Consider the following 23,425-nt stretch of genomic DNA (forward strand, 5'->3'; position numbering starts at 1 on the left):
GCAGGCCAGTGACGAGGTGAGCGATGAGGCTTGTATCCCGGAGGGTCGTCGCCGTGCTCGCGTCCGGTGCGCTGGCGACGTTCGCGTTCGCGGCACCGGCATCGGCGTCCGGCTATGGCGCCGACGACGCGGACGGCACGGTGGTCAACATCGTGGCGGACACGGTTTCGGCCGCGCAGGAGGTCACGGGATCCTGGAGCGCGGAGCGGATGCGCCGGGCCGTGCCCATGGACCAGCTGGTTTCCGAGAGCAGGGACGTGCTCAGCCTCGGAGAGGTCGTCGGCTCGCTCACCGGCGGCGAACCGGTGTCGATCCCGGCCACACCGCGGCTCGACCTGGGATCCGGTCTCGGCGGACTGCTCAGCTCCAGCTCGGGCGAGCCGTGGACGGGCGGCGGCGAGGTGGCCGACACCGCGGGCCGCGTGTTCTTCACCTACGACGGGCAGGATGCCTCCTGCAGTGGCAACGCGGTGACCAGCGAGAACAACAGCACCGTCATCACCGCGGGGCACTGCGTGCGGATGGACGGCGAGTGGCACGACGACTGGGTCTTCGTGCCCGGGTACGACAACGGGGACGCCCCGCACGGTGAGTGGCCTGCCGAGACGACCATGGCCACGCAGGAATGGGTCGAGTCCGAGGACATCAACTACGACGTCGGCGCCGCCGTCGTGCACGAGCAGGACGGCCAGAGCCTCACCGAGGTCGTCGGTGGCCAGGGCATCGCGTTCAACCAGGAGCGCGGCCAGCACATGTACTCGTTCGGCTACCCGGCCGCGGATCCGTATGACGGCAGCGAGCTCATCCACTGCAGCGGGGACACGTTCAACGACCCGTTCTTCTCCGACGCCATGGGGATGGACTGCGATATGACCGGTGGTTCCAGCGGCGGACCGTGGTTCCTCGACTTCGACGAGCAGTCCGGCACCGGCCTGCAGAACTCGGTGAACAGCTTCGGCTACGTCTTCTGGCCCGGCACCATGTTCGGGCCGTACTTCGGGGACGAGGCCCAGGAAGTCTACGACCGCGCCTCGACCTTCTGACTCCTCGACGCCTGGAGCCCCCGGCAACCCCGTGTGCCGGGGGCTCCAGCACGCCGCGTCTGGCGTTGTGACATGCCGTGTCGGGCGTGCCGACACACCGTGTTGGGCGTTGGGGCACGTTGTGTCGGGCCGTATTCGGCATCGTTCTCGTCTCACGCACTGGCCTCTTGGTGCTCGCGCCTGGCCCCGGCGCGCTGGATCTCCAGTTCCTGCTCGCCGTCCCGAACTGGTCGTTCGATCCACCCGCGCAGCCGCCGCCGTCCTCGACGAGTGGTGGCGCCTCTTCTTCGACCAAGACCTAGGATCTCGTCCATGAACCTCGACGACCTCCGCCAGCGGCTCCGCGAGTTCGCCGACGCCCGGGACTGGCACCAGTACCACACGCCGAAGAACCTCGTCATGGCGTTGTCGGGCGAGGTCGGCGAACTCAACGCCCTGTTCCAGTGGCTTACCCCCGAGGAGTCCGACGAATGGCAGGACAACCCGGAGCTGGCCGCCGATGTGCGTGACGAGGTAGCTGATATCGCCATCTACCTGATCCGGCTCGCAGACGTCCTCGGTGTGGACATCCTCGAAGTAGCCAAGGCCAAGATCGATCGCAACGAACTGCGATTCCCTCCGTCCCGGTGAGGGGCCCATCTACTAACCTGGGTGCTCGAAATCGCGGCCCGACGGGCACCGAAGTAGCCACTTCGTCGCTGCCCCCACCCGCGCGTGAATCACGCGTGCCTCGTGGGGGTAGGAAGTGGCTCTTGTCCGGCGGAGCGCCGCCGACCTGCTTGTCGAGGCCAAGGCCGACAGGCTGCACGGGTTCCTTGCGGAGCAGGCCACGTACCAGCTGGATTCGTCGGTTGGAACGAGCGAGGTGCGCTCCTGGATGCGGAGCCTGCCGACGTTCCTGTCCGATCTCGCGGAGGCGGGGCTCGGTCATGTCGAGGTACTTCTGGAGCACAAGCTCCCGCACAGCCCTAAACGTGTCGATGCCATCCTGTGCGGCAGGCATCCGCGAACCGGCGAAGCCAGCTATGTGCTCATCGAGCTGAAGCAGTGGTCGCAAGCCGAGCTGCTGGCGGGCGAGCTGGTAAGCATCACGGCGTATGGGGATGAGCTACAGCTCCATCCTGCTGAGCAGGTCCGTAGGTACTGCCAGTATCTCGTCGATTCGACGCCTGCTCTCGCGGATCGACCGCATATCGTGCGCGGACTTGCCTACCTGCACAATGCCGCCACCGCGGGTATCGCTTCCCTCAAGCAGTACACGCCGGATGAGTACGGTCAGCTCTACACGCTCGACGAGCGTTCCGCGTTCTTGGATCGGCTACGTGCGCTGCTCGATCCGGATTCGGACTACGCCGACGCACGGCGTGCCGCAGACGACTTCCTCGGCATCCATCACGCTCCGTCGAAGCCACTACTCAGCATGGCCGCCCGCGAGATCCAGGAACGGGAACAGTTCGTCCTGCTCGACGAGCAGCAAGTCGCGTACGAGCACGTCACCCAAGCAGTGGAGCGCGCGCGTGCGGCCAACACCAGGACCGTCGTTGTCGTCCTCGGCGGGCCGGGGTCGGGAAAGAGTGTTATCGCGCTGAGCCTGCTCGGTGATCTTGCCCGGAAGGGCCGCACGGTCCACCACGCGACGGGTTCGAGCGCGTTCACGAACACCATGCGCAAGATCGCGGGCCGGAGAAACGGTCGGGTCCAGTCGTTGTTCAAGTACTTCAACAACTACACGACGGCTGAACCGCGAGAGCTGGATGTGCTGATCGCCGACGAGGCACACCGCATCAGGGAGACCAGCGTCAACCGCTACACCAGGAAGGAGGTGCGCGAACGCGCCGGGCGGCAGGTCGACGAGCTCATCGACGTCGCGTGGGTTCCTGTGTTCCTGCTCGACGAGAACCAGATCGTGCGGCCCGGCGAGATGGGTTCCCTCGAGGAGATCTCCGCAGCCACCGAAGCCAAGGGATGCAAGCTCGAGGTCGTACGTCTCGAAGGCCAGTTCCGATGCGGCGGCTCAGCGGCGTTCGATACCTGGGTTGCGCGGTTGCTCGGCCTCGACCAACAACCTCCGATCGAATGGGGCAAGCTGGCGAGCCCTCTCGATGACGACTTCTCCGTCACGAGCGCTTCGACTCCCGAGGGTGTCGAGTCCTGGTTGCGCGCCAAGCAGGATCAGGACGGCGGGACGTCCCGGCTGGCGGCAGGTTTCTGTTGGCAGTGGAGCGATCCGGTGAGTACCGACACAGGCAAGCGGCTCGTACCCGACGTAGTCATCGGCGACTGGCAACGTCCGTGGAACGCCAAACCCGGCAAGCGGGTACCCGATGCGCCGGAATCGTACTACTGGGCGTCCGACGAGCGAGGATTCGGACAGGTTGGTTGCATCTACACCGCCCAGGGCTTTGAGTACGACTGGGCAGGCGTGATCTTCGGTCCCGACTTCGTGCGTCGCGATGGCCAATGGGTCGCTCGGCGCGAGTATTCACACGACCCAGCGGTCAGGAAGGCGGATGAGCTCCATTTCGGTGCGCTGATCCGCAACACGTACAAGGTGTTGCTGACACGTGGCATGCAAGGTGTGTGCGTGTACTCGACAGACCCGGAGACACAGGCGTTCCTCGAGGAGCTGACGCGCTAGGTGTTGCCTCTCGGCATGTCGCGTGTAGTGAGCAGTCCTTCACGCATGCGCGGGAGAGTGCCCTCGCCGGACGTATCGAGCCGCGTGCTGCCGAACGGGGGGCCGTCCGGCTTGGACGAGTAGGCCAAGCAACCCTTCGAGTGCGCGGTCACCTGCGGCGAACAGGCAACCGGGGCATCGTCGTTTACCGCCATGCATCGTGTTCGAGGGTCGACTCGACGTCGCCGATGTTGTCCGGGTGGTCGGGATCGTCAGGGTGGATGACGTACACGTTGTCGCCGTCGTCGACGATGATGCGGCCATCGAGTCGGTGCCACCAGCTCATGCGTTCGTCCCTTTCTGGCGGTTCGGGATGGGAACCGGCCGGCGCGCGGGCGGAACGACGCGCACCGGCCGGGAGTGTCACGGGTGATGACGGCAAGCGGGACTTCCCCGCTACTGCTCGCCACTGTCCAAGTAGGATTCACTGTCGGTGATGACCATGTGTGGCCGGGGATCGTGTTGCCAGCGACGCCGACGCAGCAGCGCGTCGCGCACGACATGGCCGAGGACGTAGCCGATCATCAGCAGGCACGTGACGACCAGAAGCGAGATCCAGAGCGTGGACATGTACTGAGTGTCATACCTCTCGATTACGCTACGAAACGGAACGTGTACGCATCACGACATCAGTGGGGCACCCGGATGCCGTAGTGCGGAAGCCGTGCGAATGGGGTGAGTGAATGTGGTGAGTTTGTTCGGCAGCGAGCTGCGGCGTGCCCGGGAGGGCCTCGGCTGGTCCCGAGAGCAGCTCGCGGAAGAAGTCAAGTTCTCGGCCAGCCTCGTCGAGAAGGTGGAGGTCGGTAACAAGTTTCCCAGCGAAGCGTTCGCCACGGAAGCCGATAAGGCGTTGAGCACCGATGGCTTCCTGTCGCGAATCCGGCTGCACACGCTGAAGCAGGACGTCGTCCCCGAGTGGTTCCGCGCATGGCCGGACATCGAAGAGCAGGCCAGCGTGATCCGACTGTTTGCGCCGTTGGTCGTGCCCGGCCAATTGCAGATTGAGGATTACGCTCGCGCGCTGCTCGGCGACGAGGATCAGGTCGCTGCGCGCATGGCACGACAGCACATTTTCGTTCAGGACAAGCCTCCAGACATCGTCGCTGTACTGGACGAGGCTGTATTGCACCGTCAGATCGGCAGTCGGGACGTCATGTACCGGCAACTGAAGCACCTCACAGAAGTATCAGCGAGTGTGCAGGTCATGCCTTTCGGTGCTGACACATATCTCGGAGTCGATGGCGGGTTCAGCCTGGTAACGGTCGATAATCGAGAGATCAGTTATGTCGATACACCGGCGCGCGGCTTCGTGCTGGACGATCCAGAGGTCGTCACACAACTCGTGAGACGATGGGACCACCTCAGAGGCGAGGCGCTACCACAGCGGCAGTCTCAAGAACGGATCGTGGAAGTGGCGGAGCAATGGAACACGTAGAGTGGCGCAAGTCGTCCCGCTCGGGGACGCATGGTGACTGTGTTGAGCTGGCGGTTGAACCGACCCGCGCTCGCATCCGGGACACCAAGGACCGCGAGGGCGGCACGCTGGCGGTTTCGTTCGACGCCTGGCGCGCTTTCGTCGCGAGCGTTCCCGAGCAGTAGCACCAGCTGCGGAATCGTGCCTCCGGACCGAACAGGGCCGGAGGCACGAATCCGTACGCGGGAGAATGCATCCCGCTCACGGCGTGTACCGCACGACGGTGCGTTTGCCGACCGTGCGGGTCGCTTCGAAGTCGTAGTCCAGGAACCACTCGAGTTTGCCCTTGTAGTCCGTCGGCTGACCGGGAAAGGCTTCCACGGCGGTCGCGCCCGCATCCAGCGCGTACCGCACGGCCGCGTCCACCAGTGCGCGGCCGATCCCATGGCCTCGTGCCGTGCGGTCCACGGCGAAGCAGCTGATCACGAAGACACCCGTGTCGTCGTCTTTCGGCTTGAACTGGCTGGAACGCAGGCTGGCGAACTGCTCGCGCGGCGCCACCGATACCCACCCGACCGGCTGGTCCTCCCGGTAGGCCAGCAGCCCGGTGTGCTCGCCGCCGTCGACCAGCGAGCGCAGCGCCTCCTTGTTCGACCCGGGTGAGCGCAACGGCCAGCGCCAGACGGCGCACCAGCAGTTCGCCGTGACGGGACGGCCACCCCGAGGGCCAGGTCTTTCGAACAGCGCGGCCAGGTCCGGCCAGAGCTGCGGCGTCACCGGATACGTCATGAGCTTCGAATTGGCTGCGTCCATCGGGCGTCCCTTCGCAATCTGGCCTCGTCATGCGCGGGTAACCACATGCAGGAAGGCGCGTACCGTACCGGCGAGGCCCGACAATCGGGCATTGAGCGCGACACCGGTGGCGATGAGGAATGCCCGGAACATCCTGCGCGCTCACTTGTGGCCTTGCTCGGGCGTGGACCGGGCGGTCGTCGCACCCTCGTCGATGTCGTAGACGCCGGCTTCCTCGGAGTGGCGAACCATCTCGTCGAGACCGGCGGAGCGCGCGCGGCGGGCGCGCTCCTGGTAGGTGAGAACGTCGGCCAAGCGCACCCGGCGATGCAGGCCAGGCTTGTCGAACGGGATCTCGCCCTGTTCGAGTAGCCGTACGAGTGTCGGCCGGGAGATCCCCAGGACGTCCGCAGCCTGACTGGTGGTCAGCGTTGTGTGTTGCGGGGCGACCCTGACCGCGAACCCCTGGGACAGCGCGGTGGCGACATCGCGGAGCACGGCGACCAGGTCGTCCGGTAGCTCGATCCGGGACTCGTCGCTGGCGACAAGCACCGATTCCTGACCACGCGCATCCTGTCGTAGGGCTGTGACCAGCGCGGAGAGCGACTCGGGCTGGTTCGATGGTAGGACGAAGCGTTCAACCATGCCTGCACCCACAACCTTTGCGTCGCAAATATGCGAACAAAACGAAAGCCAGCATTCCGGCTCTCCGAAAGCCGGCACCACCCGCGCTATGTGCGGCGCAGAGTACCGTCGACCACCGACACGTCGGCATCGATCGAGCGGTCGCCAGCGGGGACGGGCGCGGTCCCGCGCAGCCGCGATCGGCCGGACCCGTATTCTGGGGTGCGTGAACTGGACTGTCGACGCCCCGATGGAATCCCTGCCGCCGTTGCCGCCCCTGCCGGGCGACCTGCGGCGGAAGCTGGACGAGGCCCTGGCCAAGCCTGCGGCTCAGCAGCCGGAATGGCCGGACGAGCACATGATGCGGCACGTGCGCGGCGTGCTGGAGTCGGTGCCTCCGATCACCGTGCCCGCCGAGGTGGACCGGCTGCGCGAGCGCTTGGCGATGGTCGCCCGCGGCGAGGCGTTCCTGCTGCAGGGCGGCGACTGCGCCGAGACGTTCGAGTCGAACACCGAGCCGCACATCCAGGCGAACCTGCGCACGCTGCTGCAGATGGCCGTGGTGCTGACCTACGGCGCGAGCCTGCCTGTGGTCAAGGTAGGCCGCATCGCTGGGCAGTACGCCAAGCCGCGGTCGAAGAGCACCGACGCGCTGGGCCTGCCGGTCTACCGGGGCGATGTGGTGAACTCGCTGGCCGCCTCCGAGGAGATGCGGGTGCCGGACCCGGGCCGGATGATCCGCGCCTACGCCAACTCCGGGGCGACGATGAACCTGGTGCGGGCGCTGACCGGCGCGGGGATGGCCGATCTCGCCCAGGTGCACGACTGGAACAAGGACTTCGTGCGCACCTCACCGGCCGGGGAGCGCTACGAGGCGCTGGCCGGCGAGATCGACCGCGGGTTGCGGTTCATGTCTGCCTGCGGGGTCAACGACTCGTCGCTGCACAGCACCGAGATCTTCGCCAGCCACGAGGCGCTGTTGCTGGACTACGAGCGGGCGATGCTGCGGCTGGACGATCCGGACTCCCCGGACGCGCAGCTGTACAACCTCTCGGGGCACTACCTGTGGATCGGCGAGCGCACCCGGCAGCTGGACGGGGCGCACATCGCTTTCGCGGAGCTGATGGCCAACCCCATCGGGGTCAAGATCGGCCCGACCACCACGCCCGAGCAGGCCGTGGAGTACGTGCAGCGGCTGGACCCGCACAACCAGCCGGGGCGGCTGACGCTGATCGCCCGGATGGGCAACGGGAAGGTGCGCGAGGTACTGCCGCAGATCGTGCAGAAGGTCGAGGCCTCCGGGCACCAGGTGATCTGGCAGTGCGACCCGATGCACGGCAACACCCACGAGTCCTCCACCGGCTACAAGACCCGCCACTTCGACCGGGTCGTCGACGAGGTGCAGGGCTTCTTCGAGGTGCACCGCTCGCTGGGCACCTACCCCGGCGGCATCCACATCGAGCTCACCGGCGAGAACGTCACCGAATGCCTCGGCGGGGCGCAGGACATCACCGACACCGACCTGGCGGGACGCTACGAGACCGCCTGCGATCCGCGGTTGAACACTCAGCAGTCCCTCGAGCTGGCCTTCCTCGTCGCCGAGATGCTGCGCAACTGACCGGACGGCCCTGGGCGCGCGACCTCTACGGGAACGCGTCGATGGTGACCGTGCTGCCCGGCTCGACCAGCTCGCCGGCTTCGGGATCCTGGCCGACCACAACGGAGAACCGCCCGGCAGCCGAGTCGACCTCGGCTTCCAGGCCGTGCTCGGCGAGGATGCTCTCGGCCTGGCCGACGGTCCGGCCGGTGACGGAGGGAACCTCGACCGCGTTGGAGACGTACACCCCGACCCGGGGTGTGTCGCCCTCGGGCCGCGCGCCTGCCTCGGGGTCGGTGCGCACGACGGCACCCGGGGGTACGCCTTCGGCGAACTCCTCACCCGCGTCGTAGGGCTCGAACCCCGCATCGCTCAGCTCGTCGTGCGCCTTCTCCGCGCTGAGGCCCGCGACGTCGGGAACCGGGTCGGGCGGCGGACCGAGGGACAGCGCGATGGCGACCTCCTCGCCCACGTCGAGTGCGGTGCCCGGCTCCGGGGACACCGCGAGCACGTCGCCCTCGGGGGCCGACTCGTGATAGTCGTCGGCTTCCGAGTCGCGGACCGGTACCAGCTCGACATCGGCGATAGCGGCCTCGGCGTCGGCGAGCGGGGTGCCGGGGGCGATGTCGGGAACGACCGGCCTGCCCATCGACATGGACAGCTCGACGGTCCCGCCCTGATCGACTTCGGTGCCCGCAGCCGGTTCGGTGCCGATGGCGGTGCCTGCCTCGACCGAGTCGTGGTGACGCCTGGTGATGTCGACGTCGAGGTCGGCCCGCTCCAGCGTCTCCTCGGCACTGGCCTGGTCCATTCCCGCGACCTCGGGGACGGTCGTGGTACCTCCGGCGGCGAACCACCACGCCCCGGCCCCCAGCAACGCCGCGAGGACCAGCCCGAGTGCCGACAGCAGTGCGATACGGCGCGTCCTGCGTCGCCGTGGTCGCACCGCGTCGTGCTCGCCGGTGGTGTCTGCGAGCTCGCCGGCCAGCTCGGCCTGTGAGTACACCCGGGTGCCGTTCCGGTTGTGCCTCCCGGCCCGTACCGGCACGGTGTCTCCCGTCGTGGTGTCCACGTCGTGATCCGGCGGGGGCAGCGCGGGAACGGCGGCAGGCGTGATGACGAGCTCGGTGCGCAGCCGGTCCAGCTCGTCGAACAGGACGCCCGCATCGGCCTGTCTGGACTGCGGGTCGCGCCGCGTGGCGCGCACCACGAGCTCATCCAGGGCAGCCGGTACCCGCGGGTTGACCGAGCTCGGCGGCGGCACGTCGTCGTTGACGTGCCGGTAGGCCACCGACAGTGGCGAGTCCCCTGTGTAGGGCACCTGCCCGGTGAGCATCTCGAACAGCAGGATGCCGAACGAGTAGACGTCGCTGCGCGCGGTGGCGTCACCGGTGGTGACCTGCTCGGGGGAGAGGTAGGCGACGGTGCCCAGGATCACGCTGGAACTGGTCGTGCTCGCACTCGCCATGGCGCGCACCAGCCCGAAGTCGGCGACCTTGACGGTGGCCGACGGTGTTGCCTCGGACTGCGGAGTCCTGCCCAGCAGCACGTTCTCCGGTTTGATGTCGCGATGGACGAGCCCGGCCTTGTGCGCCGTGGACAGCGCGCGCAGCGCGGGCAGAGCGATCCCGCATACCAGCGGGACGTCCAGCCCGCCGCGCTGGTCGAGCAGCTCACGCAACGTGCCGCCGTCGACGAGTTCCATGACGAGGAACGCGTACGCCTGGTCGGCCGTCCGGTCGACACCCTGGTCGAACACGGCGACCACGTGCGGGTGGTGCAGCCGCGCCGCGGCCCGTGCCTCCCGCTCGAAGCGTTCGGCGAAGTTGCTGTCGGCCGCGTACTGCGGATGCATCACCTTGATCGCGACCGGCCGGTCGAGGCGCGTGTCGATGCCCCGGAACACGGTTGACATACCGCCACGGGCGAGGAGCCCTGTCACGCGATACCGGTTGTCGAGCAGCGACCCGACCAGGGTTGCGTCCGCTTGCGTCACACCACGGGATGCTATCGGCACCGGAACGGGCGCTCGCGGGCGGCAGCGCGCCGCTCCCCGGCTTCCGGCCCGCCCGGGAGGGAACCGAGCGTGGCGCGGGCGTCCCCGAACGGAGCAGCGGGACGGAATGTTGTGCGGCTGGTCGTTATGGCAGGCTGATACCTGTGAGTGCGATCCCTGTCGCCGATGACGTACTGGGTACGGACGTCGCCGTGATCACCTTGGAAGAGGCGGCGAACCGGCTCGGCGTATCGGTCAACAAAGTACGGCAGACAGTACGAGACGGGCATCTCATTGCCCTGCGGCGGTCGGGCACGTTGTGCGTGCCCGAGGAGTTCATCGCGGAGGACGCGCTGGTCAAAGGGCTGGCGGGAACCCTGACGGTGCTCGCTGACGCCGGATTCGAACCGACGGAGATGTTGACCTGGCTGTTCACGTCCGATGAGAGCCTGCCGGGGCGGACACCGATCAACGCCCTGCGCAGCAACCAAGGAACCGAAGTCAAGCGGCGCGCGCAAGCCTCGGCCCTGTAGCACAAGGACCGCGGCCCGTGGGCAGCACGGCGGCGGAGCGAGTGACGCGTGCGGCCTCGCCGTCAGCACTCGCTCCGCCCTGCCAGTGCGTGCTGCCCGGGCGTGTGGTCAGGAGTTCTGCTTGTCCCGCCAGTTGATCCAGTCGGCGAGCAGGCCGAGATCGTAGTCCGGCCCGCCGACGCCCACGGTGAACTGCGTGACCCCCAGCTCGAGCAGCTGCGGTCCGAGCTCCTCCGGCGGGCCGCTCACCCCGACGGCTCGTTCGATCTCCGCCGGGTCGCGACCGACGTCGGCACAGTGCCGGTCGAGGATGTCGACCTTGCGCTCGACCACGTCCGGGCCGCCGAAGCCGTGCCAGATGTGCGCGTGCTTCGCGACGAGCCGCAGGGTCTTCTTCTCCCCGCCGCCACCGATGAGGATGGGGATCCGGCGGGTCGGCCGCGGGTTGAGCTTGGCGAGCCTGGCCTCGATCCGCGGCAGCGCCTCGGCGAGGTCGTCGAGCCTGCTCCCCTTGGTGCCGAAGGGGTAGCCGTACTCCTCGTAGTCCTTCTCGAACCAGCCTGAGCCGATCCCGAGGACGAGCCTGCCGCCGCTGATGTGGTCGACGGTGCGCGCCATGTCGGCGAGCAGGTCGGGATTGCGGTAGCTGTTGCAGGTCACCAGCGCCCCGATCTCGGCGCGCGAGGTGCTTTCCGCCCACGCGCCCAGCATGGTCCAGCACTCGAAGTGCTTTCCATCCGGGTCGCCGTAGAGCGGGTAGAAGTGGTCCCAGTTGAACACCACGTCGGCGCCGAGGTCCTCGGCGGCACTGGCGGTACGCCGGATCGCTTCGTAGTCGGCATGCTGTGGTTGTAGTTGCAGGCCTATTCGGACCGGTCGATTCGTACTCGTGCTCATGGTCGCCACCCTAGCGCGACCCAGGGGTGCGCGTGGGCCGTCGCGGTCACGTTCGCCGCGATGCGGTGTACTCGCGAAGCACCGCCCGCCCGGCGAGCGCGAGGCGCCGTGCGCGGGGAACGACGGCGCGCCCGCGCAACACGTCGAAGTCGGCGGCGACGATCTCGTCGAGGATCGCCTCGTACAGCCGCAGCGCGGTGCGGATACACGGCCGGGACTCGGGGCGCAGCTTCCCGACGCCGGGTTCGGCGCGCCGGTACATCGCGCGGGCGTGGCCGACCTGTTCGGCGATGGCGCCGCGGATGCGTGCGTCACGCTCACCGGTGCGCAGCGCCCACAAGAGCCGCTGCCGGTCCACCCCGTGCGCGGCGAGCTCGCCGGAGGGCAGGTAGAGCCTGCCACGGCCGAGGTCCTCACCGACGTCGCGGATGAAGTTGGTCAGCTGGAACGCCTCACCCAGCGCGGCGGCCTCCGCCGCGGCCTCCTCGCGCGGCACGACGGTGCCGAGCACCGGAAGCATCTGTAGCCCGATCGCCGCGGCCGAGCCGTGCGTGTACTCGGACAGGGCCGCGCGGGTGGGGTATTCCGCGACACGCAGGTCCATCCACATGGAGCGGAGGAACGCCTCGAAGTGCGCGCGGTCGATGCGGTACCGGCTCGCGGTGTCGGCGACGGCCGTCAGGACCGGGTCTCGCGTGTGCTGCCCGTCCAACGCGCGGAACAGGGCGGTCTCCAGCGCGGCGAGCTCGGCGGCCGGGTCGCTGTGCGGCGCGGGGTTGTCGACGATCTCGTCCGCGGCGCGCGCGAAACCGTACAGCGCGTGCGCAGCGGGACGAGCGTGCGCCGGGAGCACCTTCGTCGCCAGGTAGAACGTGCGCCCGTGATGCGCGTTGATGCGCCTGCACCACGTGTAGGCGGCGCGTAGCTCCCGTGCGGACGGCTGCCCGGCCGGGACCACGCTGCCGTGCCGCGGGATGCCTCGCTGGGCGTGTGTCATGGCTACCGGTTCCCGCTCCCCGTGATGCGTTCGGCGGCGAGCTTCCCGGAGATCACCACGGGCGGGATCCCGACGCCTGGGGTGGTCCCGCACCCGGCGAGCACGGCGTTTCGGACGCCACGCACCACGTTGCGGGGCCGGAACGGGCCGGTCTGCCGCACCGTGTGCGCCAGCGAGAACGGGGTGCCCGCGGTGAATCCCTGCGCCGCCCAGTCGTGCGGTGTGCGCAGCCTGCTCACCTCGATCACGTCGCGGACGCCACGCATGCCACGTTCCTCGAGCGTCGCCAGGATCTTCTCCGCGTAGGCGGGGCCGGTGGCCTGCCAGTCGATGTGACCGGCGGACAGGTTGGGCGCCGGAGCCAGTACGGAGATCACTTCCTTGCCGTGCGGGGCGAGCGCGGGCTCCGTCGCGGTGGGGCGTGACACCAGCAGGGACGGGTCGCTCATCAGGGATCCCTCGTCGATGATCTCGTCGAAGGTGCGGTCCCACTGCTCGCCGAAGTAGATCGTGTGGTGGTCGGTGCTGCCTGCGGGCGCCGCGTCGCAGCCCGCGTCGAGCACGACCGCCGAGGGGGAGGGGCGCAGGGCCACCGGCCGTCGTGGCCGCGTGCCGAGCAACCGGTAGGCACTGTCCAGCTCGACAGCCAGCACGACGGCGTCGCACGGGATCCGCTCGCCGGTGTGCGTGCGTACCGCGCGCACTCGGCCGGAACCGGACTCCAGCGCCGTCACGTCCGTGCCCATCCGCACGCGGGCGCCCGCACGTTCGGCCGCCGCGGTCATCGCGGAGGCGACCGCCCCCATACCGCCGTGCGGGTAGTACACCCCGGCGACGGTGTCCATGTAGGCGATCACCCCGTAGGCGGCGAGCGCGGTGGCGGGGGAGACCCCCGCGTACAGCGACTGGAACGAGAACAACCTGCGTACCCGCTCGTCCCGGAAGAACCTGCCGATACGCGGGCCGAGCCGCCCGAACCCGCCGAGGAGGGTGAGCTTGACCAGGTCGGTGCCGAGCAGGTCGAGGGGTGAGTCGAAGTTGGCCCCGATGAAGCGTTCGGACTGCACGCGGTAGAGCCGGGTCAGCCAGTCGCGCAGCTCGCGGTACCCCTGCGCGTCCGCGGGGCCGGAAACCCTGCGGATCTCGGCCTCCATGGCACCGGCATCGGAGTGCACGGTGATCGACTCGCCGTCGGCGAAGTGCGCGCGGTAAGCGGGGTCCAGTCGCGCCAGCCGTACCCGCCCGGCCAGTGACTCGCCGACGGCGGCGAAGGCCTCGTCGAGCAACGCGGGCATGGTGAGCACGCTCGCGCCCGCGTCGACGGTGAACCCGCCGAGCGTGCTCGACCCGGCACGGCCGCCGGGGGCGGACTCCCGCTCGATCAGCGTGACCTGCCTGCCTGCGCCCAGCAGGTGCAGTGCCGCGGACAGGCCGGAGAGCCCGGCGCCGACGACGACGATGTGCTCGGCCCGGCCGTCCACCGTGTGCGCGTCGCTGCGCGGTGACCTCCTGCGCATGGCCTCAGAACGTCCTCGATGTCGCGGTGTGCGCCAGCTCGGCGAGTTTGGTCGCCGCGGGCTCGGCGACGTCGGCGCGCTCCAGGGCGGCCAGCGCCGAGCCGGTCAGCTCACCGATCCGGCGTTCCACCGAGTCCACGGCGCCCACCTCGTCGAGCGCGGAGACCGCGCGCTCGATCTGCGTGTCCGTGGGCTCCGGGCCGGTCACCGCGTCGGAGATCGTCGCGGCGAGCGCGTGCTTGCCCTGCTGCTTGGCGTGTTCGAGGCCGAGCGCGACGAGCAGCGTTCGCTTGCCTTCGCGGAGGTCGTCGCCCGCGGGTTTGCCGGTCACCGCAGGGTCGCCGTACAGCCCGAGCAGGTCGTCGCGCAGCTGGTAGGCGATGCCGACGTCCCTGCCGAAGGCCTGCAGCTCGGCGATGAGCTCGGGACCGGCCCCGCCGAGGGCCGCACCCAGGTGCAGCGGTCGCTGCACGGTGTAGGCAGCCGTCTTGAGCTCGTCGACGCGCATCGCCGCCTCGGGCGAGGGGTCGGCCGTGACCTGGTTGACGATGTCCAGGTACTGGCCTGCGAGCATCTCGGTGCGCATGGCGTGCCAGGCAGGCTGCGCGGCGGACAGGGCCGTGGCGGGCAGGCCAGCGGAGTTGAACATGTCGTCGGCCCACGCGAGCGCGATATCACCGATCAGGACGGCCGAGGCGAGCCCGAAGCGCTCCGCGGAACCGTGCCAGTCGCGCTCGGTGTGCTTGGCGGCGAACGAGACGTGCACGGTCGGGGCACCCCGCCGGGAGTGCGAGTCGTCCATGACGTCGTCGTGGATGAGCGCGCATGCCTGGATCAGCTCCAGCGCCGAGATCGCGTACAGCGTCGCCTCGGCACGCTCACCACCTGACGCGCCGCCCGCGCCGCGCCAGCCCCACCACGCGAACGTGGGGCGCATGCGCTTGCCCCCGCCGAGGACGAACGAGACCAGCGCTCGCCGCGGCTCGGCGAACTGCTCCACGTGGCCGATGCCCTCGCCTGCGCGCTCCAGGTAGTCGGCGAGCGCCCGCTCCACGTGACCGGGCAGCTCGGTGTCGAGATCGTTCACGGGGTCCATGGTCCGGTGTGCGCGAAACGACGGTGGGGGCGGGGTCGTCGAGGGGTGCTCCGCGCGACACCCGCGGGCTCGCGGGCGCCGGTGCGGCGGCGTGCCGGCCACACACGGTGCGTGCTTCGCGCCAACAGTGCCAGGTAACGTGCCGCTATGGTTTCCAGCACATCAGATATCCACCAGATCTGTGACCAGTTCGTGGAGGACTACGCCGCCGCACACCCCGTGGCCGCGACCTTCATGGGAGTCGCCGGGCACGACACCGAGATGACGGACTACTCCCCGGACGGGCACGCGGCCCGCGCCGAAATGACCCGCCGGGCGGCCGACGCGCTCGCCGAGCGTGAGCCCGCCGACGCGTCCGAGCGAGCGGCCAAGGCGGTGTTCACCGAGCGTGCCGCGGTCGACGCCGAGCTCCACGAGGCCGGGCTCGACATGGCCGCGCTGAACGTGATCGAGAGCCCGGTGCACGAGGTGCGCATGGTGTTCGACCTCATGCCGCAGGGAACGGTGCGGGACTGGGAAACCATCGCCGAGCGGATGAGCAAGGTGCCCCGCGCGATGGACCAGGTGCGGTCCTCGTTGCTTGTCTCCTCCGACGCCGGCCGTGTCGCGGCCTTGCGGCAGGTGTCCAGGGTCGCCGAGCAGTGCGACACGTGGGCGGGCCTGCACGGCGACCCCGGGTTCTTCGACACGCTCGTCGCGGGCGCGGACTCGGTCGAGGGCCTGCCGTCGACGCTGCGTGGCGAGCTGACCCATCACGCGCACGCCGCGCAGGAGGCGATGGCCGAGTTCGCGGGCTTCCTGCGCGCCGAGCTGGCGCCGCATGCCCCGTCGAAGGACGCCGTCGGCGAGGACGTCTACCGGATGTGGTCACGCTTCTTCACCGGGGCCGACCTCGACCTGCGCGAGGCCTACGAGTGGGGCTGGGAGGAGTTCCGACGTATCGAGGCTCAGGCCCTCGAGGTCGCCGAACGCATCAAGCCCGGCGCCACGCTCGCCGAGGCAGCCGCCACACTGGACGCCGACCCCCGGTACCTGGTGTCCGGGCAGGAGGCGTTGCGCGACTGGATGCAGCAGCTCTCCGACGAGGCCTTGCGTTCGCTGCGGGGCACGCATTTCGACATCCCGGACGAGGTCATGGGGCTGGAATGCCTGTTGGCCCCGCCCGGAGGGAAGATCGGGGCCTACTACACGGGTCCGAGTGAGGACTTCTCGCGGCCCGGTCGCATGTGGTGGTCGGTGCCCTCGGACAAGTCGGAGTTCCCGACCTGGCGCGAGGTCACGACGGTCTACCACGAGGGTGCGCCGGGCCACCACCTGCAGATCGCCACTGCGGTGCACCAGGGGCAGTCGCTCAACCGGTTCCAGCGCCTGATGGCGTTCACCTCGGGGCACGCCGAGGGGTGGGCGCTGTACGCGGAACGGCTCATGGAGGAGCTGGGGTACCTCGCCGACGACGGCAACCTGCTGGGCATGCTCGATGCGCACCTGTTCCGTGCCGCGCGGGTGATCGTGGACATCGGCATGCACCTCGAGCTGGAGATCCCGGCGGGTACCGGCTTCCACGAGGGCGAGCGCTGGACCCCGGAGCTGGGACTGGAGTTCATGCTGACCAGGACGATCACCGATCCGGACCTGGTGCACGACGAGATCGACCGCTACCTCGGGTGGCCGGGGCAGGCCCCGTCGTACAAGCTCGGGGAGCGCCTGTGGCTGTCCGCGCGCGCCGAGGCCGAGCGCAGGGACGGTGCCGCGTTCGACATCAAGGACTTCCACATGCGGGCCCTGCGACTCGGCGGAATGGGATTGGATACGCTCCGCGAGCAGCTCGCAACCGTCTAGCGAGCGCGACGGCATCGCCACCGGCGTCGGAACACCGATGCGGTGGAGCGTGCCCGATCCCGAGTCGCGGAGGTGTCGGTGGACCTGCTTGTGGCAGCCCTGCTGGGTGTCGTGCAAGGCGTGTTCATGTTCGTCCCGGTCAGCTCGACCAGCCATCTGGTGCTCACGCAGAGCTGGCTGACGGAGTTCGGCGTCGATGTCCCCCCTCCCGAGTCGCCGGAGATGGTGCTGTTCGACCTCGTGGTGCACGTCGGCACGATGGTCTCGGTCGTCGTGGTGATGGGCGCGGGCCTGCGCCAGCTGGGCAAGGGCGTGCACCGCGAGGTGGTCACCGGCAGGGTCGCGGCCAACTGGCGGTCGGGATTCCAGGGCGCGCTGGCCACGCGGCTGGTGTTCCTCGGACTGATCACGACCGCGGTAACCGGGGTTCTGGGGTTGCTGCTGAAGGACACCCTGACCGAGCGGGTGTTCGCCTCCACAACCGTGGTGGCGGTCGCGCTGGTGCTGACGGGGGCGATGCTGTGGTGGACCGACGCCATGACGCCGGACCGCGGCGGCCGGTGGCTGCGGTTCGGCTGGGCCGGGCCGCGCGACATCACCCTGCTGATGGCGATCGCGATCGGCGTGGCGCAGGCGGCCGCGCTGGCACCCGGCATCTCCCGCAGCGGCACGACGATCTTCGTGGCGCTGTTGATCGGGATGGGGCGCACGATGGCCGCGCGGTACTCGTTCTACGTGGCTATCCCCACGATCCTGGCCGCCACCGGTGTGGAGCTTCTCGGTGCGCTCGGTGACGGCGGCCTGACGGAAGTGAGCTGGGCCGCGATGGCGACCGGTTTCGTGGTCGCTGCCGTGGTCGGGTCCGGGGCGCTGTGGGTGGTGCTGCGGTTGCTGGAGGCTGCGAAGTTCCGGGTCTTCGCGGTGTATGTGTGGCTGCTCGCCGTCTTCGTGCTCGTCACAGGAGTCAGCTGAACTCGCTGTGCACGCCGCGCCTGCACGCTAGGCTCCCGGCTAGGCCAGGCAGTGCGGGACGAGGGGCGGACCTTTGCTAGATGGACATGGGGTGGAGCCGGTCCGGCCCACCGAGGTCGGCGGTCCACGCGGAGGGCCTGGTGGCTGACGGCAAGGAAGGCATGACCGTCGATGGCGGCACGGAGTCTGCCGGGTCCGGCTCACGTATGGCGATCGTGCTGTCCGCGGCATCGGCGGGTGCCGTGGTCCACTGGCTGGTGTGGCTCGCGTTTGTGGCGGGAACGCTCATCGCGTGGGCCCTGATGTGGGTCATGGGCTCGCTGGGGTTCGTGGTGGCGTTCGGGATCGGGGCCGCGGCCCTGGTCGGCGTGTACATGGCGATGGTGCGGGCGTTGCGGGCCTCGCTTGTGCCCGCTCCCAAGGTGGTCACGCTGGTGACCTTCCTGCCGGCAGCGGGATCGCTGGTACTGATGCTGGCGGGCGTTCCGGACTCGCAGATGGAGCAGGGCTGGTTCTCCCGGGGCGTGGCGATGAGCCTAGCCGGGGCGGTCGCCGCGGGGTTGGCCGTGGTGCTGCTCCGGCGCCTGTCGAGCCGGAGCGCGGTCGCTGTCTCGGCGGTGCCGGTACTCGTGGTCGCGGTCGCGTACGCGCTGGTGATGCCGTTGATCGAGAGCTACCAGGAGCAGCGGCGCGTGAGTGGCATCATCGGCGACGTCAGCTCCGACATCGCGGTGCTGGACTCCGCGGAGTGGGACCCGAACCGCGCCGCCGTGCGCGACGGCGAGTTGAGGCTGTCCTATCACCACGGATCCGGCATGGTCGTCATCCTCACGCACTGGAAGGACGGCAAGTGGGGCCACCTGAACGAACCACCCGATCCGGCTGTGCGTTATGGCTGCGACGGCGATGACGTGAGCTGCGAGCAGCAGGGCGACATGCTGGTACTCCGCCAGGACGGTGAGGTGGACGAGGTCAGGATGGTTCTGGACGACGGGTCCGTGGTCAGCCTGGCAGCGCGCGGCTCCGCGGACGTCGACCTGCGCGCGCTCGCCCGGAACATGCACCAGGCGACACCGCACGATCTGGAGGTCTTCGCCGACAGGGTGGCGGAGTGAGCGGGGTCGCCGCCGCAGGCGGCGACCCCGCTCACCTCACAGCGCGCCGTGCTGCCACGGACCCCAGATCGCCACCGTGCGGCCGGGGACGTCCGGGTCGCGCGGGTCACCGCTCGTGGATCCCTGCAGGTTGGCGAACAGCACCTTTCCGTCGTGGCTGAACGTCGCCCCGCACCACTCGTCATTCGAGGGGTCCACACAGAACGGGAACGTCTCGCCGTCGGTCGTGACGCCGAGAAGCTGGGGGTTCGAGCGGCCGGTGTCCTCGCACACCAGCAGCGTTCCCTTGGGTGAGACCGTGATGTTGTCCGGAAAGGACAGTACGGCGCGGTCGAACGACTCGTACACCAGGCTCAGCGTGCCGCCGTCCCTTCCCGGATGCGGGCGGTACTCCCAGATCTGGCCTTCGCCGATATCGCCACCGTTGGTCGAGACCAGGTAGACGGCCTGGTTGCCCCACCAGCACCCCTCCAGGCGGGCGAAGGTCGCGGCACCGGACGCCAGGCCCTGCCGGTACACGGCCAACGGGTCGATCTCCGCGGTGACCGGGTCGGGCTCGGCGATGTCCACCCACTCGACAGACAGGCTCTCGCCCTGCTCCTGGCCCGTCCTGGTGTCGTATCCCGGCGCATCGGAGATCGCGAGCATCTGGAGGGTGCCCGCGGACAGGTCGTTCCGACGGCGGGGGACGAACCGGTAGAAGCCCGCGGTGTTCTGGTCCTCGGTGAGATAGACGATGCCGGTGCGGTGGTCCACGGCCACAGCCTCGTGCACGAACCGCCCGAGCGCTGGCAGCGGCGTCGCCGCGACCGCGCTGTCGGCGCTCGCGTCCACTTCGAACACGTACCCGTGCTCGCGCTCCCAGCCGCCGTGCGTGCCGGCTGTCGTCTCCTCGCAGCTCAACCAGCTTCCCCAGGGGGTCGGGCCGCCCGCGCAGTTGACGATCGTGCCGGCCAGCGAGGTCCACACCCCCTCGAGCTCCGGCGCGCCGTGCCGGAAGTTCACCTGGAGCGTGGTGGTACCGCCTCCGCCGAGCGCGTCGTAGCGATCGCCCTCGTCGCCGGACGGGGTGACCTCCGACGACCCGGTCCGTTCCTCGTGATTGCGCACCAGCCGGTAGCTGCCGCGTGGCCCGCGGAAGGCGGCCATGCCGTCGTGGCCGAGCGGTGTGGTGTGACCGTCGTCCATCCTCGTGCCCGCGAGGCCGAGCAGGGCGAAGTCGAAGCCGTCCGGCAGGTGCAGCTCCTGGCTGTAGCCGGTGACGGGATCGGTACGGGTGACCGGGCTGAGCCGCCCGTAGCCACCCTTTCCTGGCCCGGTCCCGGCGCCGGGCGGGGTGGCGGCGTTGGCCGCGCGAACCAGTCCGTCCAGCGCTCCGAAGCCGAGCGCCATCGCTCCCGTGGCGGCGGCGCCGCGTAGCAGCGTCCTGCGCGAGTGCGTGCCGGGTACCGCGTCGTGATCAGTCACGTGAATCGACTCCCGTGTTCGTGTCCAGCATCTGGGTGGGTGATGGGCAGTTCGGGGCGGAATCGATCCGCCATCCCCGAACGTAGGAAGTTTCACCCACTCGTGGGCGAACGCGACGTGAATTCCGTTGTCCGGGTTGCCGACCCACGGGTTGCCCGTCGGTATCCCGGGGCGGTGACCCGCAGCCGGACAGCCGGACGGTACGGTGCGCGGCCCTACAGGGGCAGTTCGCGACCGAGGATCGCGAACGGGCGCGGGTCGCCTGCGAAGTGGTGATGGCGCAGTAGCTCCTGGAAGCCGAGCCTGCGGTAGAGGCGCCAGGCCCTGGTGGTCCCCTCGGGGGTGGACAGCAACACGGCCGGCTCGGCGACACCGGCGAGCAGCGCGCGCAGCAGGTCCTCGCCGATCCCGCCCGCCTGGTTGTCCGGCAGCACGTGCAGCTCGGTGAGCTCGAAGTAGTCGTCGAGCCAGTACGTCCGCACGTCCTCCGGAACGGCAGCCTCGGCGAACCCCTTGTGTACCTGCTCGTGCCACCACTGGCCGCGCTGTCCCCGGTAGCCGTAGGCCAGGCCGACGAGCCTGTCATCGTCGTCGAGAGCCACGACGTTGCGCCAGCCATCCCGCAGCATGTGGGCCAGCCACATCGGCGCACGCAGCTCGGACGTGCCGACCGAGTAGCGCATGGCCGCGGTGTAGACGCCGAGCGCCTCCGTCAACCGGGCACGGAACTCGTCGGGGGAGAGCTGGACCAACCGAGCCGACCGCGATGACATCGCTGTCATGTCCGCCCTCCTCGTCGGTGTGCTGGCAACAGGGCCGTCGTGCTCCCAGCGTAGGTGACCGAGTGGCCGGAGGCGATGCAGCGCGCCGCCGCGGGGGACAGGGAAACCGCAAATCGAACGCACGTGCGACTTGAGCGCGGTGACGCGCGGGGTTATGCTGAACGGTAGATCGAACAGAAGTTCGACTGTCGGTGGGGAAATCGTGCCGGCAGGGGGCTGTGGTCGTGTCGGCGGAAGGAATTCGCATGTCACGTGTGGGCGCATCACCCGAGATGAGCGGGGTCAACGGGGGCGGGGCGGCGCCGCGGGTCGCACCGATGGCGCTGACCCTGAGGTCGCAGGCCGACCGGCGCCTGACAAGCGCGGCGTGGCAGGCCGATCCCGTCGAGCGGTTCACAGGGGCCTACATCGCGGGGCTGCGTGCCGCCGCGGCGGTGTTGGCCGCGCGCGGCAGGCCGCATCGCGGTCGCGCGCGCCCGACCAGCGTGTGGACCCTGCTGAGCAGCGTGGCTCCGGAGCTGTCCGACTGGGCCGGCTACTTCGCCGCGCAGTCCAGCACGTATGCCGCCGCGCAGGCCGGGATCGGTCACCGGGTCACGGCGGCGGCCGCGGACGATCTGCTCCACCACGCGGGCCGGTTTCTCGGGGTGGTCGAGCGGCAGCTCGGCAGGAGCGGTTGATGTCGGCTCAGGCGACCATCGAGCACGGCCGTTACCTCGAGACGTTGCGTGGCGAGGCGGAGCTGCTCGCGGACACGGCCGCCGGTGCCCGGCACGAGGCGCGCGTACCGTCGTGCCCCGGGTTGGCGCTAGGGGAGGCGGTACGTCACGTCGGCAGTGTGTACCGCGTGGTGCGCGCGTGGCTTGCCGACGGGAGGCGCCCGGAGCAGTGGCAGCGTGACCCGCGTGACGGGCAGTCCGTCGAGGACTACCTGCGAGCCGGCCTGGCGGAGCTGCTCCCGGAGCTCGACGTCGCCGATCCCGGCGCCCCGGTGGATACCTGGTGGCCGGCGGATCGCACGGTCGGGTTCTGGCAGCGGCGCATGGCGCACGAGACCACGATCCACCGGGTCGACGTGCAGTCGGCTGCCGGTGTGCCGGTGCGCGAGATCCCGGAGGATGTCGCTCTGGACGGCATCGACGAGGTGCTGCACGTGTGGTTCGGGCACCGGTTGGGACAGCTGGGGGTCACAGGGACCCGAGAGGGCACGGTCGGGTTGCATGCCGGCGACCGGGCATGGTGGGTACGCGCGGACCCGACGCAGAGCACGGTCCGGCGGGTGGACACGCGGGACGCGGCGAATGTCGACGCGCGTGTCCATGGTTCGGCGGAGCTGATCTACCTGTGGCTGTGGGGCAGGACGCCGACCACCGAGGTGACCACGGAAGGTGACGTCGACGCGGTCGCACAGCTCTGGGCGCTGCTACGCCTGGCGACCCGCTGACGGCTCGGGGAGGACTCGGGGGAGGCACCGTGCTCGCTCAGGGGCGCTGCCAGAACCACGTCGATTTCCGGGTGAGTCCGAGTGCTTGCTTGCGACGTTCGGTGCTCAGCCGGTCGAGGTAGAGCATGCCGTCGAGATGGTCGACCTCGTGCTGCAGGCACTGCGCAAGCACTCCGGTGCCCTCGACCGTGACCGGCTCGTTGCGCAGATCCACGCCCCGCACGACCGCCCGCGTGGCGCGGGGCACGGCGAAGGACAGCTCGGGTACCGACAGGCACGCCTCGTCCATCTCCTCGACCTCCTCGGAGATCTCCACGAGCTCCGGGTTGAGGACATAGCCGACGGTGTCGTGATCGTGGTAGCTGAACGCGCGCAGGTTCACCCCGATCTGCGGGGCGGCCAGACCCGCCCTTCCCGGAAGGCTCACCGTGTCGAGCAGGTCGTCGACGAGCGACTCGGTGGCGGCATCGAACCTCGTGACCGGATCCGACACGGTCTTCAGCACCGGGTCGCCGAAATACCGCAGGTTCCGTACCGCCATCCCGTCGCCTCCCGAGGACCTCGCACCGTTCGACCGGGCTCGCACACCGTTCCGCACGGCGGGCCTGACAGGCCTCACAGCC

Annotated in this window: 24 protein-coding genes; 12 read left to right on the top strand and 12 right to left on the bottom strand. The window is 69.4% G+C overall.

Translation table 11 applies throughout. The features are described from left to right. The first annotated feature begins 23 nt into the window (after positions 1-23). From H0B56_RS08845 to H0B56_RS08855, 3 genes are all read left to right on the top strand, one after another. On the top strand, positions 24-1,043 hold the full coding sequence (locus tag H0B56_RS08845) for a trypsin-like serine peptidase (RefSeq protein ID WP_180892510.1): 1,020 nt from the start codon (positions 24-26) through the stop codon (positions 1,041-1,043). A 312-nt stretch (positions 1,044-1,355) separates the two neighbouring features. Next, on the top strand, positions 1,356-1,673 hold the full coding sequence (locus H0B56_RS08850; protein ID WP_180892511.1) for a nucleotide pyrophosphohydrolase: 318 nt from the start codon (positions 1,356-1,358) through the stop codon (positions 1,671-1,673). A 115-nt stretch (positions 1,674-1,788) separates the two neighbouring features. Further along, complete coding sequence (locus tag H0B56_RS08855; protein WP_180892512.1) at positions 1,789-3,681, top strand: DNA/RNA helicase domain-containing protein; 1,893 nt, start codon at positions 1,789-1,791, stop codon at positions 3,679-3,681. Between the two features lie 184 nt (positions 3,682-3,865). Here H0B56_RS08855 and H0B56_RS08860 read toward each other — a convergent pair whose 3' ends face one another. Both H0B56_RS08860 and H0B56_RS08865 read right to left on the bottom strand, forming a co-directional pair. Next, positions 3,866-4,006 (bottom strand): hypothetical protein, encoded by a 141-nt coding sequence (locus tag H0B56_RS08860; RefSeq protein ID WP_180892513.1) that lies wholly within the window; start codon positions 4,004-4,006, stop codon positions 3,866-3,868. 110 nt (positions 4,007-4,116) lie between these two features. After that, positions 4,117-4,290 carry a hypothetical protein gene (locus tag H0B56_RS08865; protein WP_180892514.1) on the bottom strand — a complete coding sequence of 58 codons (174 nt, stop codon included), beginning with the start codon at positions 4,288-4,290 and terminating at the stop codon, positions 4,117-4,119. Between the two features lie 109 nt (positions 4,291-4,399). Between H0B56_RS08865 and H0B56_RS08870 the strand changes: the two genes are divergently transcribed. Together H0B56_RS08870 and H0B56_RS08875 are read left to right on the top strand one after the other, a co-directional pair. Continuing rightward, complete coding sequence (locus tag H0B56_RS08870) at positions 4,400-5,155, top strand: Scr1 family TA system antitoxin-like transcriptional regulator (RefSeq protein ID WP_089301283.1); 756 nt, start codon at positions 4,400-4,402, stop codon at positions 5,153-5,155. After that, a complete protein-coding gene (locus H0B56_RS08875) occupies positions 5,143-5,319 on the top strand; it encodes a DUF397 domain-containing protein (protein ID WP_180892515.1) in 177 nt (58 codons plus the stop codon). The genes H0B56_RS08870 and H0B56_RS08875 overlap by 13 nt, the downstream gene beginning before the upstream one ends. A gap of 76 nt (positions 5,320-5,395) precedes the next feature. Here H0B56_RS08875 and H0B56_RS08880 read toward each other — a convergent pair whose 3' ends face one another. Together H0B56_RS08880 and H0B56_RS08885 are read right to left on the bottom strand one after the other, a co-directional pair. Then, positions 5,396-5,947 (bottom strand): GNAT family N-acetyltransferase, encoded by a 552-nt coding sequence (locus tag H0B56_RS08880; protein WP_180892516.1) that lies wholly within the window; start codon positions 5,945-5,947, stop codon positions 5,396-5,398. Between the two features lie 141 nt (positions 5,948-6,088). Further along, positions 6,089-6,571, bottom strand: a complete 483-nt coding sequence (locus tag H0B56_RS08885; protein WP_180892517.1) for a helix-turn-helix domain-containing protein — start codon at positions 6,569-6,571, stop codon at positions 6,089-6,091. Between the two features lie 193 nt (positions 6,572-6,764). Here H0B56_RS08885 and H0B56_RS08890 point away from each other — a divergent pair, with 193 nt between their 5' ends. Then, positions 6,765-8,168 (top strand): class II 3-deoxy-7-phosphoheptulonate synthase, encoded by a 1,404-nt coding sequence (locus H0B56_RS08890; RefSeq protein WP_180892921.1) that lies wholly within the window; start codon positions 6,765-6,767, stop codon positions 8,166-8,168. A gap of 25 nt (positions 8,169-8,193) precedes the next feature. On the opposite strand, the gene pknB is transcribed toward H0B56_RS08890, so the two are convergent. Beyond that, a complete protein-coding gene (pknB, locus tag H0B56_RS08895) occupies positions 8,194-10,143 on the bottom strand; it encodes a Stk1 family PASTA domain-containing Ser/Thr kinase (RefSeq protein ID WP_180892518.1) in 1,950 nt (649 codons plus the stop codon). A 164-nt stretch (positions 10,144-10,307) separates the two neighbouring features. Here pknB and H0B56_RS22785 point away from each other — a divergent pair, with 164 nt between their 5' ends. Beyond that, entirely contained in the window at positions 10,308-10,676 is a 369-nt protein-coding gene (locus tag H0B56_RS22785; protein ID WP_180892519.1) for an Rv2175c family DNA-binding protein, read from the top strand. 108 nt (positions 10,677-10,784) lie between these two features. Here the strand turns inward: H0B56_RS22785 and H0B56_RS08905 are convergent, their stop codons facing one another. Genes H0B56_RS08905 through H0B56_RS08920 form a run of 4 tightly spaced genes read right to left on the bottom strand, consistent with a single transcriptional unit; the run spans position 10,785 to position 15,183 of the window. Beyond that, a complete protein-coding gene (locus H0B56_RS08905; RefSeq protein WP_180892520.1) occupies positions 10,785-11,573 on the bottom strand; it encodes an LLM class F420-dependent oxidoreductase in 789 nt (262 codons plus the stop codon). Positions 11,574-11,619: 46 nt separating this feature from the next. Beyond that, a complete protein-coding gene (locus H0B56_RS08910) occupies positions 11,620-12,570 on the bottom strand; it encodes a phytoene/squalene synthase family protein (RefSeq protein WP_180892521.1) in 951 nt (316 codons plus the stop codon). Positions 12,571-12,572: 2 nt separating this feature from the next. Then, complete coding sequence (crtI, locus tag H0B56_RS08915) at positions 12,573-14,087, bottom strand: phytoene desaturase family protein (RefSeq protein WP_180892522.1); 1,515 nt, start codon at positions 14,085-14,087, stop codon at positions 12,573-12,575. A 4-nt stretch (positions 14,088-14,091) separates the two neighbouring features. Next, complete coding sequence (locus H0B56_RS08920; RefSeq protein WP_180892523.1) at positions 14,092-15,183, bottom strand: polyprenyl synthetase family protein; 1,092 nt, start codon at positions 15,181-15,183, stop codon at positions 14,092-14,094. Between the two features lie 147 nt (positions 15,184-15,330). On the opposite strand from H0B56_RS08920, the gene H0B56_RS08925 reads away from it, so the two are divergent. From H0B56_RS08925 to H0B56_RS08935, 3 genes are all read left to right on the top strand, one after another. Further along, on the top strand, positions 15,331-17,022 hold the full coding sequence (locus tag H0B56_RS08925) for a DUF885 domain-containing protein (protein ID WP_180892524.1): 1,692 nt from the start codon (positions 15,331-15,333) through the stop codon (positions 17,020-17,022). Between the two features lie 78 nt (positions 17,023-17,100). Further along, positions 17,101-17,994 carry an undecaprenyl-diphosphate phosphatase gene (locus H0B56_RS08930; RefSeq protein WP_180892525.1) on the top strand — a complete coding sequence of 298 codons (894 nt, stop codon included), beginning with the start codon at positions 17,101-17,103 and terminating at the stop codon, positions 17,992-17,994. A 140-nt stretch (positions 17,995-18,134) separates the two neighbouring features. Then, positions 18,135-19,109, top strand: a complete 975-nt coding sequence (locus H0B56_RS08935) for a hypothetical protein (RefSeq protein ID WP_180892526.1) — start codon at positions 18,135-18,137, stop codon at positions 19,107-19,109. Positions 19,110-19,145: 36 nt separating this feature from the next. On the opposite strand, the gene H0B56_RS08940 is transcribed toward H0B56_RS08935, so the two are convergent. Continuing rightward, a complete protein-coding gene (locus tag H0B56_RS08940; RefSeq protein WP_343063818.1) occupies positions 19,146-20,576 on the bottom strand; it encodes a PhoX family protein in 1,431 nt (476 codons plus the stop codon). Between the two features lie 215 nt (positions 20,577-20,791). Continuing rightward, positions 20,792-21,358: a GNAT family N-acetyltransferase gene (locus H0B56_RS08945; RefSeq protein WP_180892527.1), complete on the bottom strand. Its 567-nt coding sequence runs from the start codon at positions 21,356-21,358 to the stop codon at positions 20,792-20,794. A 245-nt stretch (positions 21,359-21,603) separates the two neighbouring features. On the opposite strand from H0B56_RS08945, the gene H0B56_RS08950 reads away from it, so the two are divergent. Both H0B56_RS08950 and H0B56_RS08955 read left to right on the top strand, forming a co-directional pair. Next, positions 21,604-22,038, top strand: a complete 435-nt coding sequence (locus tag H0B56_RS08950) for an SAV_6107 family HEPN domain-containing protein (protein WP_180892528.1) — start codon at positions 21,604-21,606, stop codon at positions 22,036-22,038. After that, positions 22,038-22,802, top strand: coding sequence for a maleylpyruvate isomerase family mycothiol-dependent enzyme (locus H0B56_RS08955; protein WP_180892529.1), 765 nt, complete (start codon positions 22,038-22,040; stop codon positions 22,800-22,802). Before H0B56_RS08950 ends, H0B56_RS08955 begins: the two co-directional genes overlap by 1 nt. 37 nt (positions 22,803-22,839) lie before the next feature. Here H0B56_RS08955 and def read toward each other — a convergent pair whose 3' ends face one another. Next, complete coding sequence (gene def, locus H0B56_RS08960; protein WP_180892530.1) at positions 22,840-23,343, bottom strand: peptide deformylase; 504 nt, start codon at positions 23,341-23,343, stop codon at positions 22,840-22,842. Positions 23,344-23,425 lie beyond the last annotated feature (82 nt).

It is taken from the genome of Haloechinothrix aidingensis (genome assembly GCF_013450155.1).
Taxonomy (GTDB): Bacteria; Actinomycetota; Actinomycetes; order Mycobacteriales; family Pseudonocardiaceae; genus Haloechinothrix; species Haloechinothrix aidingensis.

Bases quoted from the DNA above. Each gene is read 5' to 3' on its own strand.
- H0B56_RS08845 (WP_180892510.1), top strand. From the start codon at position 24: ATGAGGCTTGTATCCCGGAGGGTCGTCGCCGTGCTCGCGTCCGGTGCG.
- H0B56_RS08850 (WP_180892511.1), top strand. From the start codon at position 1,356: ATGAACCTCGACGACCTCCGCCAGCGGCTCCGCGAGTTCGCCGACGCC.
- H0B56_RS08860 (WP_180892513.1), bottom strand. From the start codon at position 4,006: ATGAGCTGGTGGCACCGACTCGATGGCCGCATCATCGTCGACGACGGC.
- H0B56_RS08865 (WP_180892514.1), bottom strand. From the start codon at position 4,290: ATGTCCACGCTCTGGATCTCGCTTCTGGTCGTCACGTGCCTGCTGATG.
- H0B56_RS08875 (WP_180892515.1), top strand. From the start codon at position 5,143: ATGGAACACGTAGAGTGGCGCAAGTCGTCCCGCTCGGGGACGCATGGT.
- H0B56_RS08880 (WP_180892516.1), bottom strand. From the start codon at position 5,947: ATGGACGCAGCCAATTCGAAGCTCATGACGTATCCGGTGACGCCGCAG.
- H0B56_RS08885 (WP_180892517.1), bottom strand. From the start codon at position 6,571: ATGGTTGAACGCTTCGTCCTACCATCGAACCAGCCCGAGTCGCTCTCC.
- H0B56_RS08905 (WP_180892520.1), bottom strand. From the start codon at position 11,573: ATGAGCACGAGTACGAATCGACCGGTCCGAATAGGCCTGCAACTACAA.
- H0B56_RS08910 (WP_180892521.1), bottom strand. From the start codon at position 12,570: ATGACACACGCCCAGCGAGGCATCCCGCGGCACGGCAGCGTGGTCCCG.
- crtI (WP_180892522.1), bottom strand. From the start codon at position 14,087: ATGCGCAGGAGGTCACCGCGCAGCGACGCGCACACGGTGGACGGCCGG.
- H0B56_RS08920 (WP_180892523.1), bottom strand. From the start codon at position 15,183: ATGGACCCCGTGAACGATCTCGACACCGAGCTGCCCGGTCACGTGGAG.
- H0B56_RS08925 (WP_180892524.1), top strand. From the start codon at position 15,331: ATGGTTTCCAGCACATCAGATATCCACCAGATCTGTGACCAGTTCGTG.
- H0B56_RS08945 (WP_180892527.1), bottom strand. From the start codon at position 21,358: ATGACAGCGATGTCATCGCGGTCGGCTCGGTTGGTCCAGCTCTCCCCC.
- H0B56_RS08950 (WP_180892528.1), top strand. From the start codon at position 21,604: ATGTCACGTGTGGGCGCATCACCCGAGATGAGCGGGGTCAACGGGGGC.
- H0B56_RS08955 (WP_180892529.1), top strand. From the start codon at position 22,038: ATGTCGGCTCAGGCGACCATCGAGCACGGCCGTTACCTCGAGACGTTG.
- def (WP_180892530.1), bottom strand. From the start codon at position 23,343: ATGGCGGTACGGAACCTGCGGTATTTCGGCGACCCGGTGCTGAAGACC.